The 14,054-nt window shown below is 31.0% G+C and carries 16 protein-coding genes; 12 read left to right on the top strand and 4 right to left on the bottom strand.

The window, feature by feature from the left end:
* Positions 1-9: 9 nt before the first annotated feature.
* Entirely contained in the window at positions 10-516 is a 507-nt protein-coding gene (locus tag QZU90_RS08360; RefSeq protein WP_295607236.1) for a Panacea domain-containing protein, read from the bottom strand.
* Between the two features lie 278 nt (positions 517-794).
* Between QZU90_RS08360 and QZU90_RS08355 the strand changes: the two genes are divergently transcribed.
* From QZU90_RS08355 to QZU90_RS08345, 3 genes are all read left to right on the top strand, one after another.
* The gene (locus QZU90_RS08355; protein WP_295607239.1) at positions 795-1,049 is read left to right on the top strand and encodes a UPF0147 family protein; all 255 of its coding nucleotides are present in this window, start codon (positions 795-797) and stop codon (positions 1,047-1,049) included.
* 317 nt (positions 1,050-1,366) lie between these two features.
* Positions 1,367-1,732 carry an HIRAN domain-containing protein gene (locus QZU90_RS08350; RefSeq protein ID WP_296856633.1) on the top strand — a complete coding sequence of 122 codons (366 nt, stop codon included), beginning with the start codon at positions 1,367-1,369 and terminating at the stop codon, positions 1,730-1,732.
* A gap of 80 nt (positions 1,733-1,812) precedes the next feature.
* Positions 1,813-2,814 carry an ARPP-1 family domain-containing protein gene (locus QZU90_RS08345; RefSeq protein WP_296856631.1) on the top strand — a complete coding sequence of 334 codons (1,002 nt, stop codon included), beginning with the start codon at positions 1,813-1,815 and terminating at the stop codon, positions 2,812-2,814.
* Positions 2,815-3,017: 203 nt separating this feature from the next.
* On the opposite strand, the gene QZU90_RS08340 is transcribed toward QZU90_RS08345, so the two are convergent.
* Positions 3,018-4,043, bottom strand: a complete 1,026-nt coding sequence (locus QZU90_RS08340; RefSeq protein ID WP_296856629.1) for a cobalamin biosynthesis protein — start codon at positions 4,041-4,043, stop codon at positions 3,018-3,020.
* A gap of 162 nt (positions 4,044-4,205) precedes the next feature.
* Here QZU90_RS08340 and QZU90_RS08335 point away from each other — a divergent pair, with 162 nt between their 5' ends.
* Positions 4,206-4,676, top strand: a complete 471-nt coding sequence (locus tag QZU90_RS08335) for a DUF2299 domain-containing protein (RefSeq protein WP_295607254.1) — start codon at positions 4,206-4,208, stop codon at positions 4,674-4,676.
* A 1,042-nt stretch (positions 4,677-5,718) separates the two neighbouring features.
* Positions 5,719-6,888, top strand: coding sequence for a Cdc6/Cdc18 family protein (locus QZU90_RS08330; protein WP_295607257.1), 1,170 nt, complete (start codon positions 5,719-5,721; stop codon positions 6,886-6,888).
* A 107-nt stretch (positions 6,889-6,995) separates the two neighbouring features.
* On the opposite strand, the gene QZU90_RS08325 is transcribed toward QZU90_RS08330, so the two are convergent.
* Positions 6,996-8,072, bottom strand: a complete 1,077-nt coding sequence (locus tag QZU90_RS08325; RefSeq protein WP_295607260.1) for a hypothetical protein — start codon at positions 8,070-8,072, stop codon at positions 6,996-6,998.
* A 10-nt stretch (positions 8,073-8,082) separates the two neighbouring features.
* Positions 8,083-9,123 (bottom strand): hypothetical protein, encoded by a 1,041-nt coding sequence (locus QZU90_RS08320; protein WP_295607263.1) that lies wholly within the window; start codon positions 9,121-9,123, stop codon positions 8,083-8,085.
* Between the two features lie 330 nt (positions 9,124-9,453).
* Here QZU90_RS08320 and QZU90_RS08315 point away from each other — a divergent pair, with 330 nt between their 5' ends.
* The 7 genes from QZU90_RS08315 to QZU90_RS08285 form a co-directional block, all read left to right on the top strand.
* Positions 9,454-9,852 carry a Zn-ribbon domain-containing OB-fold protein gene (locus QZU90_RS08315; protein ID WP_295607266.1) on the top strand — a complete coding sequence of 133 codons (399 nt, stop codon included), beginning with the start codon at positions 9,454-9,456 and terminating at the stop codon, positions 9,850-9,852.
* A 152-nt stretch (positions 9,853-10,004) separates the two neighbouring features.
* The gene (gene cfbA, locus QZU90_RS08310) at positions 10,005-10,988 is read left to right on the top strand and encodes a sirohydrochlorin nickelochelatase (protein ID WP_296856626.1); all 984 of its coding nucleotides are present in this window, start codon (positions 10,005-10,007) and stop codon (positions 10,986-10,988) included.
* A 153-nt stretch (positions 10,989-11,141) separates the two neighbouring features.
* A complete protein-coding gene (locus QZU90_RS08305) occupies positions 11,142-11,609 on the top strand; it encodes a nucleoside deaminase (RefSeq protein ID WP_295607272.1) in 468 nt (155 codons plus the stop codon).
* Between the two features lie 12 nt (positions 11,610-11,621).
* Positions 11,622-12,083 carry a GNAT family N-acetyltransferase gene (locus QZU90_RS08300; RefSeq protein WP_295607274.1) on the top strand — a complete coding sequence of 154 codons (462 nt, stop codon included), beginning with the start codon at positions 11,622-11,624 and terminating at the stop codon, positions 12,081-12,083.
* 98 nt (positions 12,084-12,181) lie between these two features.
* Positions 12,182-13,288, top strand: a complete 1,107-nt coding sequence (gene thiL / locus QZU90_RS08295; protein WP_295607277.1) for a thiamine-phosphate kinase — start codon at positions 12,182-12,184, stop codon at positions 13,286-13,288.
* 80 nt (positions 13,289-13,368) lie between these two features.
* Positions 13,369-13,596, top strand: a complete 228-nt coding sequence (locus tag QZU90_RS08290) for a hypothetical protein (protein WP_296856623.1) — start codon at positions 13,369-13,371, stop codon at positions 13,594-13,596.
* Positions 13,593-14,054, top strand: a 462-nt coding sequence (locus tag QZU90_RS08285) for a radical SAM protein (RefSeq protein ID WP_296856621.1), incomplete at its 3' end; no start/stop codon positions are given. The genes QZU90_RS08290 and QZU90_RS08285, both read left to right, overlap by 4 nt.

Below are 14,054 nucleotides of genomic sequence, written 5' to 3'. Positions count from 1 at the left end.
TCAATTTTTTCAACTGATTTTAACATAGACTTTATCATGATTATTTGATTTTCGAGAAAATGTCAAGTCATAATCAATAATTTCATCCTCTTCAGTACGCTTGACAGGATAATCCCTAAGGGAATACTCTCCAATCTGCTTGCCGTTTAAATGACTCAATTCCTTAATGACCTTATTTACAATGGTCAATTCCTCATTTTTCAAATCAATTTCAGGTCCCTTTAAGGAAAAATACCTATTCATTATCTTGCCGCAAGGCAATCTTCTCTTTCCCAAGCTTATCTTATTTTCCTCAACCAATTCCTCTATGGCCATTTCAAAATGAATCGGCACAGGCCCTCTTTCCTTCTTTACGTAGGATTCATTTGTAATTGATTGGTTGAACTCCTTATAATAATTGAAGTCTGAAAAGTAAAGCAACTTGTGAAGAACTGTTCTTCCAACAGTGTTTCTGAAACCGCACTTGTAGATGATGTGATGCAACACCATTTTGAATTTATCTTTATCAAAGTCCATTCTTAACCCTCTTTGAAATTATATATCACAAATAAATTATTAAAAACTTTTTATTTCAACTTAATAAAGATGAAAAGGAAATGTTTCATTATTTATCAAAAACTTTTTATTTGAACTTAAAGAAGATAATCATTTCTTAATTTACTAACAATATACCATAAATATATATACTTTAAAAAGCATATCTTATATTGTTATAGACTATTTACTTTTTTTGAAACTGATTTATACTTATTTTGATAATATTTTCAAAAATTGATGAATAGGGAGGAATTATTATGGTAGAAGAAACTTTTGAAGAAGTATCCGCAATTTTAAAACATATTATGGAAAACCCAAGTGTACCACGTAATATTAGAAGAGCTGCAGATGAATCTTTCCAAACATTAAACGATGAAAGTGAAGATCCAACTGTAAGAGCTAGTGCTGTAATCTTAAAGTTAGATGAAATCAGCAACGATCCAAATATCCCAGTTCATGCAAGAACCTTAATTTGGGAAATCTTATCTAAATTGGAAGCTATCACAGTTTAAATTTTCCAATTTAATTATTCTTTTTTTACTTTTTTTAAATTATTTGAATTATTTTTTACAATTCTCTATTTTTTACAATAATTTATCATTATTTTTCATTTTCTATCTAATTTTTAAAACAATTATATTTGCTGTAATTATCTCTAATTCAATTAGGTCAAATTATAGGAAACCTAGACATGTATTTCAAGTGTAAAATTAAGAAAGTTTTATATTGATTTCATTGATTATTTTTAAAAATTTTTCAAATTGATAACCTTTATAAGTAACGAATTTCATAAAATAATGTACATACTATTTTTATAGGGGTGAAATGTATGAACAAAGAAAAATTCAATGAAAAATATGTAACTGTAATCTGTTTTAACCAATTTCATGGAAAGAAGATATTTAAGATTGGTTCTATTTTAAAGCTCATTAAAGAGCCGGATAACAACCACGACTCAGAAGCCATAAGAGTTGAAATGAGATATGCCGGCAAAGTGGGATACTTGGCAAACAGCACTAAAACCGTTGTTAGAGGCACTATGAGTTCAGGAAGGGTTTATGATAAGATCGATGATGAAAATGCATATGCGATTGTAAAGTTCATTTCCCATCAAAATGTCATTGCTAAAATCATCGAAGAGGATGAACTTGCTGAACTTAGAAAAGATCCTGAAAATGATGTGAATTTCATTTAAGGCATTTTATCAAAATCAAATTTTTAAATAATCTATAATAAATTAGTTTGAATAGTATAAAACAAACATGGGGTGATGATGTGGAAAAGACAAACAAAAATATAGAAAATAGCGAAGTGAATGAAGACTTGAACAAATTTGAAAACATTGCATTTATTGACATAAACGGCACTAAAATATCCATTGAGCTATTGGATAGCCAAAAGTACGAAAATGTAGAGGCAATTCCAATTAAGAGTGATTTCTTTGGGAAAAAGGATTTCCTTACTCTTAAGAAAGGATATGAGATGAACCTTGTTGAAATCAAGGAACTTGAGCATTCAACAGTGAATACCGTTTCATGCAAAAACGATTCAGTAACTCCACTAATATTAATTGATGGTGATGAAATTACCGGTGCAATGCAAAACCGTATCATAAATGACACTTTGCTCATTCCAGCCAAATCAACAATTAATATTCCAGTTAGCTGCACTGAACATGGAAGATGGCACACTAAAGGAGAAGGTGCGGAATCAAGAACCTTCAAGCCATCATTGTACTCTGCAAATCACAGTACAAGAAGCAGAAAATCAAGAGCTTCCTATGAAGAACGTGACTATCAAGGTGAAGTATGGGATTCCATTAGTGAATTTGAATCAAGATCAAATTTCAAATCAATGACCAGTGCTTTAAACGACAGCTATGAAAACCTTAAGGATAAGCAAAATGACTACTTGAGCAAATTCCATATCGAAGATGGTCAAAATGGAGTTATATTCATAGTGAATGGGGAAGTTAAAGGATTGGAATTGTTCTACAATCATAGCATTTACAAGGAGTATCATGAAAAGCTCTGCAGAAGCTATATCATAGAAGCTATTGTTGAAAAGAAATCTGTAGATGATATTGACAGATTGGAACTCATGAAGGTTTTGGAGAACATCTCACAAAGCGAGTTCAAGTCTAAAAAATCTATAGGTCTTGGGGACAATCTCAAGTTTTCAAATGATTTCGGATCAGGTTCTGGCCTTGTATGGGAGGATGAACTGATTCACATGACTTTCTTTAAGGATTTTGTAATCAATGAAGTTATTATCTAACTTCATTTCTCTTATTTTTATAAACTCTTTTTGCATCAATTAATCACTTAGAAAGTAATATCCTTTTGCACCATACTCTTTTTTAATGATCAATAATTGAATTAAATAATCTTAAATCAAATAATTTTGATTAAAATAATAATAAATAAACTTTTTTTAAAAATAATAACGTGAAAAAATAAATTAAAAAATAATAATTTCTTCTATAACTGAAGAAGAATCAAATCCATAAATACGAAAAAGAAAAATATTGTAATCAAGAATATGCTAAGTCTTGCAATGTCTATTGCCTTGTCAATGCATTCCACTTTAAGAGGATGCAAATTGTCACCTAATGTATAGACTCCCTCTTTTTCAAGCTGAATGTTCAATGCTCCTGCCACAGTTGCCATTGTGTATCCTGAATTAGGACTGTCACAGTTTCTAGCATCTCTTTGCATTATGTAATATGCCCCTCTCCAATTTAGAGCTAAGAATGCTGCAGATATTATTATTAGAAATCCGGATATCCTGGCAGGAATATAATTCAATATATCATCCAAATGAGCGAGAACAAATCCTATATTATAAAGCTCATCTGTTTTGTATCCAAGCATTGAATCCATGGTATCGACAACTCTATGGATCATTGCTGCAAGCACAGCCAATATAACTACAGTGAAATCATTGAATCCTAAAAGGAATGCTATGATACCAACGATTGAATAGTAAAAAATAGTTGAAACATAGGAATCTGGAATGTTTTCAGTTAATGTTTCAATAACAGCTGAAATGACATGCTCCTTATTCAATTCACTTGTTTTCCTGCTTACCAAATAGCTTACTGCTTGACGTGCCTTCTTTAAATTATTGTTTTTCAAGTCATGTGCCACATCTCGTGCTGAATCAATGAGAAGTTTAACTGAAAAAGTGGATGACAACAATAAAAGGGCCACTAATTTGAATAGGTATATCATTCCATCATTAAGGTACATGAAATGCTTTATGACTAGCATTGGCACTAAAACAATAAGTGAAGAAACAGCTATTACACCGATAGAAAGAATAAGTCCAGATATCTTATTGTCATATCCTATAAGATATTTCTTGAAAAAGCTGATGATGCTTCCAATCCATACAACAGGATGCAATTTTGCAGGAAACTCTCCTATCAATAAATCAAATGCCAAAGCAAAGAGCAGTATTGTTAGCAGCATATAAATTGAATTTGAGTAAAGTTCAGTTATCATTAAAATTAAATATATTAGCAAACTATATATAATTTATTGATATGATAAATTTATTAAAAAATTATTTAAATTATATGAAAATGATTTAAAATGTTATATTGAAATTTTATAAAAATTTTAATTTAAAACTAAATATTCATATTTATTTTATGGGATGATAATATGGCAATAGATGAAGAACAAGTCAGAAACTGGTTAATGGAAGAGGATCTTATCCGTGAAAAGATATTTGATGAAAACGCTAATTTCCATTACATCATTAACTTTCCAAACAACAATGCAATGGACATAATCAATCCTAAAGGAAAACCAGATATTCTATTGATTGGATGTGCAACTGAAGTTTCACAGGAAGAGCAGAACATTATTAAAAGCAGTCCTAAAGACATCAATCAGGAATTCATTTGGAAGATAAGATTTGCATTGAATGAAATGCTTCTTGATTTTGAATTGGATCATCCCAATGATCAATTGAAAAGATTCATCATCACAGATGACATATTTGGAGATGGACTCTCAAAACATGTTTTAATCAAAACAATAAAGAAAGTGTTCAAGGGAAAGCTTCAATGCATATGGATTCTTGGAAAAACATATGGATCTATTCAAAACAATGATATTCCTGATTTATAATCATTAATCTCTAATTTAATTATTTTTTATTTATTTAATATTTATTAATTTATTTTTTAATTATTATTCTTTAGATTTATTTATGATTTTTTGTTTCATTTTTATTATCATTATCCTCATTATTTTACTATTATCATTTTTTTAAAAATTATTTATTAATGTTATTTTATTTTCCACATTTTTCAACGATTTTTCTTCATTTTCAATGATTTATACGATTCTTTTTTCATGTTTTTTAGAGAGTGAGAGATGTGTTTCAAGTGAAACGATTTCGAGGGTCTTGAAAGTATCGACAGGTATATTTCATTTGTATTCACTTGAAATTTAAGTCTCTATCTTTTTTAAAAAAATTCCTCATTAAAATTCTTCTTTCAGGATTTAAAGACCAAATAATGTTTTTAAATTTTTCAATGAAAAAAATTTACACTTGAAATACATCCCTTCATTTTCGTTTTTCACCAATTTTGCTTTCACTTGAAATGGTACTCTCTGTCTTTTTTTAACTATTTTTTACAAATAATTATCATGTCAGCAATTAAATTTTCATTAAATCATTGTTAAACAATAATTAATTTGTAATATTAAAATCAAACGTTAAAATTTTATTATTTTTAAAAAATTATTACAAATAGCTTAAATTATTCAAATTGAATTAAAAAATTAGGTTTATTTTAAAATAGACTACCATTTCAACTGTAAAATTTATTTTAAATGCTTTTAATTTCTTTATTACACTTGCAATTTTAGCTAATATTATTAAAGTTTTTCCATTGTTTGAATTTTTGAGAATGTTCCTTAAATTTGAAATTATAAAAAAGTTTAAATATATAATCTGATAAACAATAGTAATACAGTTGAAATTTTACTATTGAATATGAAAATTTCTATTTTTTTAATATTATTTAACTTAATTTTTCTAAAATTTCAAAAAACACGATTTTAGATCTTATGCTTAATTTTTATTAAAAAGGGTTTATAATTTAAAATTCGCCAACGCATTAATCGAATTTTAAAAAACACATTATATTTATGAGATGATTATATGAGTGACAACATTTTCGAAGGGCTTGATGAATACTTGCCTATGGATGACAATATCTTTAAGGATAAGAAACCTTTGGATCATCGTTTCTTACCTGATAACTTGCCACATAGGAAAGAACAGATCACATCTATTGCCAGATATTGGGTAGAGGCATTAAAAGGCACTACTCCATCAAACATTACTATTTATGGAAAAACAGGAACAGGTAAGACAGCAGCTGCAAAATTTGCAAGAGAGCAATTGATTGAAGCAGCTCGTGACAAGCCTGTTTCCATTTCAGTGGAATATGTCAGATGCACGGATTTCAATACAGAGTATCAAGTGCTCACTTACTTATGTCAAAAGCTAGGAAGGGAAGTTCCTAATCGTGGTTGGACAAAAGGGGAAATTGTAAATGCATTTAGAGATGTATTGAAAAGAAATGTATTTGGAAGGAACCGTATCTTGATTGTCATTTTAGACGAAGTTGACATTCTTCTTGAGAAGGATGGTGACGGCTTATTATATACCCTTACCAGAACAGACAACATTGCAATATTGTCAATCAGTAATTACCTTAACTTCAAGCAATTCATTAAGCCAAGAGTTGCAAGCAGTCTAATGGATAAGGAAATAGTGTTCCCACCTTATGATGCGGAGCAATTGGCTGACATCTTGAATGAAAGATCCGAACTTGCATTTTATGAAAACACTCTTGAAGACAGCGTAATTCCATTATGTTCAGCTATGGCTGCTAAAGAGGAAGGGGATGCAAGATATGCACTTGACTTATTGGAAAGCGCAGGAGACATTGCAATTGACAAGGGATCTGAAAAGGTTTTAGGTCAATATGTACGTGAAGCTAAAGATGTCATTGAGTACAATAAGGTTAAGGATGTCATTGTAACATTGCCTACCCAACAGCAAAGGGTTCTTGCTGCTATCTTAAGATTGACTCAAGAAGGAGAGGAAATCACTTCAGGTAAATTATTTGAGGCCTATAAGGAGATTTCAAAAGGGGATGCTGTTACCTATAGAAGAATCTTTGACTTTGTAAATGAGTTGGAGATGTTAGGTATCATTTCCACAAACACTGTATCCAAAGGCAGAGCTAAAGGCAGAACCAATATCATTAGCTTGCAAATTGATACAGATCTTTTGGAAGAGAATTTGTATAGTGTTTTATAGCCCAGCTTTTCCGCTCCTTCGGAGCGAAAACCTGGACCAAAATTTTTTACCCCAGTTGGGAGTAAAAAATCTTTTTTTCTTTTTTTAGCTATTTTTTTTAATATTGGCTATTTATAACCTATTTTTAAAATGAAATTTACATCCTGCACTTTAAAGTAATCGTAATTCAACTCATCATTTGATATTAAAACATCTGTCATGTTCTTTGGAATGGCCACTAAAACAGTTTTAAAATCACCTACTCTATTTTTAGGAACATTAAAGTGTATTGAATAGATTTCATCAGAAGAATTACCCAAATCTTCCATAAGGAATGGATTTAAGTCAATGACTTCCTGATTTATTATTTCCTTATTTTCACTTGTTCTATTTAGACTCTCTAAAATCCAGTAAGTGCCAGTGTCTTTTACAGATTCATCGCTTATCAGATAATAGTTATATTCATCCAATGATTCTTTATAGACTCTAAAGTTTTTACATAGCCAAAGAGATCTTCCATCATTTGAATGATTAGTTAGATAAGGATTAGTGTCATGATTACAAAACATATCTTTATTGTAATCATCTCCGAACAGCTCAAAATCATTGAAATTATACACTACAAAGTTTGAATAAAAATCACATTTCACTGTTCTATTCACTGTTACAATGTTATTATCATTGACATTATCATTTTTATCTTCAAAATCATATCCCATCTCTATAGGCTTTATTTCACTGTTTAAAGGATAAATAGCCATTGAACTTATGACACTATCATTTAACAGATTACTATCTACAAGCGAATCGTAATTGTTTTTTATCTTAATTAGCTTATTATAGGAAATTGCATTTGACATTATCATTTCATCACTTGCACTTTCATCAAAAAACTCACCATTTTCCACATTTTTATTCTTTATTGCAAGTCCTGGAATGATATTTTTCGACACGATTCCATTTTTCAATCCCTCATCATCTTCCCAATTTTCAGGATTTCCAGGATTATTCAAAAGATAATCCGATGATTCGATAGCAATAGTTTCAAGAGATGAAAATTCTTCTTCACTTATCATTCTTTCATTCAGCCCATCACTTAAATTGGCTATAACTCCTATTATGAAAATAAGCAGTATGATTGACAGAAGCAGTTCACTGGAGTATAGGATGCCATATTGGTCTTTGATTATATCCTTTATCTTCATAGTAAATCTCCTAAAAGCCACTCATTCCATACTTGACCTTATGGCCATGAGGGTCAAGGTATAGAATCTCCTTTAACCTATCCTCATCATTATAGATGACTTCAACTCCCGGATAAATGTCATCGCTGAATATAACATGGTCTGATCCGCATGCTGAGACACGGCCAGTTTCATTTGTCTTTTGAGGATTGATGAAGGTTTCAAAACCGTAATGCTCACATCCGCTTTTTCCTTCAAGCCTGCATAGATAACATGCTCCATCTCTGCTTTCATGATAATATCCATTGTCCCTGCAGTTTTTCATTATCTTTCCATTGTCATCTCCATGATGCTTGTAAGGGTCATATGGACATTTCCTTATAATCAATGGAGAGTTGGCATCGATATAAAAAGAGTAGTTTTCAACACCCTTTGACCTTAAGAATTCAGACAATGAATTACCATAATTGTAGAAGCTCTCATTGTATGAAAGGCCATGATAATCTTTCAAATAAAGAATAGGAACAGGATCCTTTAAATCAATGCAGTCAACATCAGATGACACGATTTTTTCAAATGAGTAATCTCCTTTCACACTTAAGATGTGAGTCTTGAATTTGTATGAGAAGGGATTTGATGTATTTTCAATAGCTATTAGTGATGAATTGATTTGGATACCGTAGTTTTCATAGTATTCCTTGTTTTTTGCACTTAGCTTTCCATCAACTATTTCCTTCAAATCGCTTTTGGAGTCTAAAGATGGCCTTTTGTCTTTTATAATCTCCTCACTTAAGTCTTCCAATGCTTCATGTTCAATAAGTGGAAGGTTTCTTATGTAGTCATTTACAATATATTGAAAGTTATTGGATGAAACAATCTCTCCATTTTCCCTTTCCTGATTAATTGCAACATTTAAAATGATTATCGACAATAGTAAAAAGCCGATTAGAATCAGGCTTGTGAGGATGATTGAAAAATTTCCCTTCTCATCATTCAACAATTCTTTTCTTGTAGAATCATTACTATACTTTTTATCCTTTTCATATTCGTTATTTTTATTATTAATCTTCATTAATTGGTTTATATTTAAAAATAATATTTAAATCTTTCTCAATTTTAATTTTAATCTTTTTAAATCATTATAATTTAATCAAAAGAGTGTAAATTACTTTTTAATTATAAGTTTTCACTTTTGTTATAGTTTAATTATTTAAGAAACTTATTTTGGTAAAGAATAGCCATTTAACTTAAAACTTTATTATAGATGAATTATAAATAAAATAATATTATAAGTAAAGATAATATTTATTAACTAAAAAATTAATAAATAAATAAAAACTATAAACAAAATTAATGAATTTTTAATCATTTTTATCATGCTTATTATATTAGGAGGAATTTAATGTCTGATACTGTAAGAACCTGGCGTCATATCCAACAAAGATATAACCTTGTTGGATCAAAATGTACTACTTGTGGTCAAGTGTTTTTCCCACAAAGAGTAATCTGTCCTGATTGTAGAAGAAAAGGAAACATTGAAAATATCCAATTTTCAGGAAAAGGAAAAATATTTACCTATTCTGTAATTAGAACACCTACTTCTGACTTCAAGAAAATAGCTCCTTATGCTGTAGCTATCATTGAACTTGAAGAAGGTGCTAAAGTAACTGCACAAATCGTTGACGCAGATGTTGATGATATTCAAATCGGAGACCCTGTAGAAATGGTCTTTAGAAAAATCCGTGAAGACGGCCCTGATGGTGTAATTTCATACGGATTCAAATTTAAAATTGTAAAATAATTTTTTAAATAGCTTTTTAGCTATTTATTTTTTTATAAACCTTGAGTAATACTTTTTTCCAAATTATTATTATAAAGTAATACTTTCTTATTATTATCAAAGATTAAAATTTATTTAGATATGTGTTTAAAAATACGTAAAACTGTGATATTATGACTTATGAAGACACTGCTGTATTATTGTTAAGCCATGGAAGTACTCTTCCCTATGCAGAGGAAGTTTTTAAAAAGATATGCGCTAAGTTTAAGGCAAAGACAGAATTTGATGCTGAAGTAGGATACATGAAAGTGGCTCGTCCAAACTTACCTGAAGCCATTAACATTTTAAAAGAACGCAATCCTAACTTAAAACGCATTATAGCTACTCCAGTATTTTTAGCTGCTGGAATTCACACTAACATTGACATACCAATCATACTTGGTCTTGAACCTAAGGAAACAGATCCAAGACAACCGGATGGAATCTATCCTGAAGGACATTATTTATACGGCCTTGAAGAGGTTGATTTCGATGGAGAAATTGACTTATTAGGTCCTATTGGCCCTAATCCAAAGCTATTGAAAATTATCAACAATAAAATAAGCGGTGCACTTGAAGAATCAGAGCTTGACGCAGATGCAAAAACCGGAGTATTGCTAGTTGTACACGGAAGCAGATTGAATTACAGCAAGGAATTTATCACAGACCTTTTCGGACAATTTGAAGCTCAAACTGAATATCCATGTGACTTTGGATTCATGGAACTTGTAGACCCTAACATTCCAACTTCAATCAATAAGCTTGTAAGCGAAAATGAAGTTGACCGATTGGTTGTCGTTCCTGTATTCATTGCTCCTGGAGCACATACTACAAGGGACATTCCAACTATTTTAGGATTCATAGAAGATGATGGAACTGGCCATCACCATCACCATCATCACGACCATGGACATTCTCACTCCCATGACCATGAACACAGTCATGACCACGACCATGATCATGGCCATAGTCATTCTCATGGACATCATCACCATCATCATGGCCATGATGATGTGAAAATGGAATTTGATGGGGAAATATTATATCCAGACCCAATCTGTGACGATGATGTTTTAATTGAAATCCTTGAAGACATGGTTAAAGAGGCATTAGAATAGTTTTATTCTAATTTCCTTATTTCTTTTTTTAGTAAAAATTTTATCTTATTTTTTCTTTATAAACATTTATTTCCTATTTTTAGTAAAATTATTAATATTCTTTTTTTAAATATAATATTGAAAATATCATAAAAACTAATTATGGGGTATTTTATGCATAAGAAATTCATGGATGAAGCAATCAAGGAGGCCGAAATATCATTGTCTGAAGGTGGTATCCCTATCGGTGCAGTCCTTGTAAAGGACAATGAAGTAATATCCAGAGGCCATAATAGGATTATACAGAACAATTCAGTAATTCTTCATGGTGAAATGGATGCAATAGAAAATGCAAAGGGCCTTGATTATGACGATTATAGAAAATGCACCCTTTACACAACCCTTTCACCTTGTCCAATGTGTTCTGGAGCAGTGCTCCTATACAATATTCCAAGAGTGGTTATAGGTGATAATACAACCTTGATGGGTGCTGAAAATCTCTTGAAGGATAATGATGTAGAGATTATTGTTCTAAACGATTCAAGATGCAATGAGCTATTTGAAAGCTTTGTAAATGAAAACCCAGGAGTTTGGGAGAAGGAGCTTGCAAAGGTAGGAAACACTACAGAGCTAAAGAAATGATGAAGTGAGAATATGGAATCCATTATTACAAATGAAAAGGATGAGAGATTCATTGAGCTTACAAAGGAGTTGGACAATGAATGGTTCCAGCTTCGCGGTGAGGAAGTATTGAAATATCAGGAATATAACGATTTAAAGGACCCTCATATTGTAATCCTGGCTTTAAATTGGGGCAGGCCAATAGCTTGTGCAAGCTTTAGGCTATTTGATAAGGACACCATTGAGATAAGAAGAGTTTATGTCAAGAAAAGATACAGAAGAAATGGAATAGCATACAAGCTTATAAAGCAGCTTGAAAAATTGGCAATGGAAGAGAATTTCAAGTATTCAGTCATTGAAACAGGAAGAGAAAACACTGCAGCCATTAACCTATATAAGAAGCTGGACTATGAGGTCATCGACAGTTTTGGCATGTTTGAAGGGGATGATTTCTGCATCTGCATGAAAAAACAGTTTAAAAGCCTTATTTTCTAACCCATCATATCTTTTTCTTTAATCTATTTTTTTAACTTTTTTTCTTTTTTTAATAATATCTAAAAATTTTTTATACTAAAAAAATCAAATATTTTTATATGAAATCAAGCCAAATAAAAGTCTCCGAACTCGGTGAAAAGCAATTGATTGAGAGAATCATTCAAAAGTCAAAATCATGCTCTATCTATAAGCCTTCCGATTTTAATGATTTTGATGATAAAACATCAATAGGAGACGATTCTGCACTTACAAATGTCAACATTGATGACAATAGCTATTTGGTCTCATCATCTGACATGCTGATTCAATCCAGCCACTTCCCAAAGGCCATGACTCATTTTCAAATGGGATACAAGTCAGTTGTAGTCAATGTAAGCGATCTTGCAAGCATGGGTGCAGAGAATATTGGATTTTTATTGAACCTAGCTATTCCTAAAGACACATTGCTAGATGACTTTGATGAATTAGTCTGTGGAGTTATACAGGCTTGTGACAATTATAATATCCCATTAATCGGTGGAGATACCAATGAAGCCAGTGAAATCATAATCTCTGGAACAGCCATTGGTCAGGTAGATAAGGAAAGGGCATTGATGAAATATGGGTTCGAAATTGGAGATTTGCTTTGCATAAGCGGTGAATTGGCTTATGCTGCACTTGGATTTGAACTCTTAAAGCTCATTGAAGAAAACCCTAAAAGCAAAGAAATCATTGAAAAGATTAAATCAATTGATTCAACACTTATTGATTTAGCTATTTTAAAGGCATTGAAGCCAGAGGCAAAATATAAAGAAGGCCATATTTTAAGAGATTACAATACAAACAATAATAGAATCACAGCTACCGACATTACAGATGGCTTGGCAAGTGAATTATATGAGATCATAAGCTCTGATAAGAAATATCATAATGGTGAGGATTCATACACAAAAGGAATAAGGATATATGAAGAAAAGCTTCCAGTAGAAGATGAATTCAAGGAAATAGCTAATGTCTTAGGATTAAATTACTTGGATTTATTCTTCCATGTAGGAGAAGATTTTGAACTTTTATTCACAATAAACAAAGAGTTGAAAGATCAATTGTCAAGCGATATGAATTATTATGTAATTGGAGAGATTACAGATAATAATACAGTTGAAATAGTACTCTCAAATGGCAATATTGAAAAAATAAGCTCAAGAGGTTACCAACATCTAAAATAGGCAATAATTTTTCTTATTTTTTCGCAATGAATTTTAATTTAATGAATCTAAATTTTTTACTAAATTTATCAGGTGTTTTTATGTTGCATGAAAGCAGATTTTACACAAGATTATATGACGAAAATGATGAAAATTCACAAATAAAAAAACTGCTTCAATGCAATCTTTGTGGAAAAAAGTGTAAAATAGCTGAAAACAGCACTGGATTTTGCAATACTCAAAAAAACATTGATGGAAAGCTTTATTCCTTAAATTATCATAGGATTGCTTCCTGTCATACAGATCCTATCGATATATGCTTTCAATGAATTCTTTCAATGAATTCAACTCAACTAAAATACTACCAGAAACCATCGTTAAAAATGCCATTAATGATAATTGCCTATCGATTGCTTGGACCTACAATGAACCTACGCTATACTTTGACTTCGCCCGTGAAACCTCCTTGATTTCACATAAGGAAAATCTTAAAAATGCATATGTTTCCAATGGCTATATGAGTGAGGAATCATTAGAGGAAACAGTGAAATTTATCGATGCCTTCAACATAGACTTGAAGTTCTTTGATGACGGGCTCTATAGGAAAATATGTGGAGGCAAATTGGATATTGTTCTTGACAATCTAAAAGCAATTCATCAAAGCAAGTCCCATTTGGAAATCACCACCCTTTTGATCAATGACTTGAATACAGATGAGGACCACATAAGATCAATCTGCAATTTCGTATTGGAGGAATTGGGAGAAGAGGTTCCCATTCACTTTTCA

Origin of the sequence: uncultured Methanobrevibacter sp. (assembly GCF_902784195.1) — an archaeon.
In the GTDB taxonomy this organism is placed as follows: domain Archaea; phylum Methanobacteriota; class Methanobacteria; order Methanobacteriales; family Methanobacteriaceae; genus Methanobrevibacter.
The sequence above is the reverse complement of the archived record's forward strand: the minus strand, read 5'-3'. Positions and strand labels throughout refer to the sequence as shown.

Excerpts from the sequence above, each read along its gene's own strand:
- QZU90_RS08360 (WP_295607236.1), bottom strand. The coding sequence starts at position 516 with ATGGACTTTGATAAAGATAAATTCAAAATGGTGTTGCATCACATCATC.
- QZU90_RS08355 (WP_295607239.1), top strand. The coding sequence starts at position 795 with ATGGTAGAAGAAACTTTTGAAGAAGTATCCGCAATTTTAAAACATATT.
- QZU90_RS08350 (WP_296856633.1), top strand. The coding sequence starts at position 1,367 with ATGAACAAAGAAAAATTCAATGAAAAATATGTAACTGTAATCTGTTTT.
- QZU90_RS08340 (WP_296856629.1), bottom strand. The coding sequence starts at position 4,043 with ATGATAACTGAACTTTACTCAAATTCAATTTATATGCTGCTAACAATA.
- QZU90_RS08335 (WP_295607254.1), top strand. The coding sequence starts at position 4,206 with ATGGCAATAGATGAAGAACAAGTCAGAAACTGGTTAATGGAAGAGGAT.
- QZU90_RS08330 (WP_295607257.1), top strand. The coding sequence starts at position 5,719 with ATGAGTGACAACATTTTCGAAGGGCTTGATGAATACTTGCCTATGGAT.
- QZU90_RS08325 (WP_295607260.1), bottom strand. The coding sequence starts at position 8,072 with ATGAAGATAAAGGATATAATCAAAGACCAATATGGCATCCTATACTCC.
- QZU90_RS08320 (WP_295607263.1), bottom strand. The coding sequence starts at position 9,123 with ATGAAGATTAATAATAAAAATAACGAATATGAAAAGGATAAAAAGTAT.
- QZU90_RS08315 (WP_295607266.1), top strand. The coding sequence starts at position 9,454 with ATGTCTGATACTGTAAGAACCTGGCGTCATATCCAACAAAGATATAAC.
- cfbA (WP_296856626.1), top strand. The coding sequence starts at position 10,005 with ATGACTTATGAAGACACTGCTGTATTATTGTTAAGCCATGGAAGTACT.
- QZU90_RS08305 (WP_295607272.1), top strand. The coding sequence starts at position 11,142 with ATGCATAAGAAATTCATGGATGAAGCAATCAAGGAGGCCGAAATATCA.
- QZU90_RS08300 (WP_295607274.1), top strand. The coding sequence starts at position 11,622 with ATGGAATCCATTATTACAAATGAAAAGGATGAGAGATTCATTGAGCTT.
- thiL (WP_295607277.1), top strand. The coding sequence starts at position 12,182 with ATGAAATCAAGCCAAATAAAAGTCTCCGAACTCGGTGAAAAGCAATTG.
- QZU90_RS08290 (WP_296856623.1), top strand. The coding sequence starts at position 13,369 with ATGTTGCATGAAAGCAGATTTTACACAAGATTATATGACGAAAATGAT.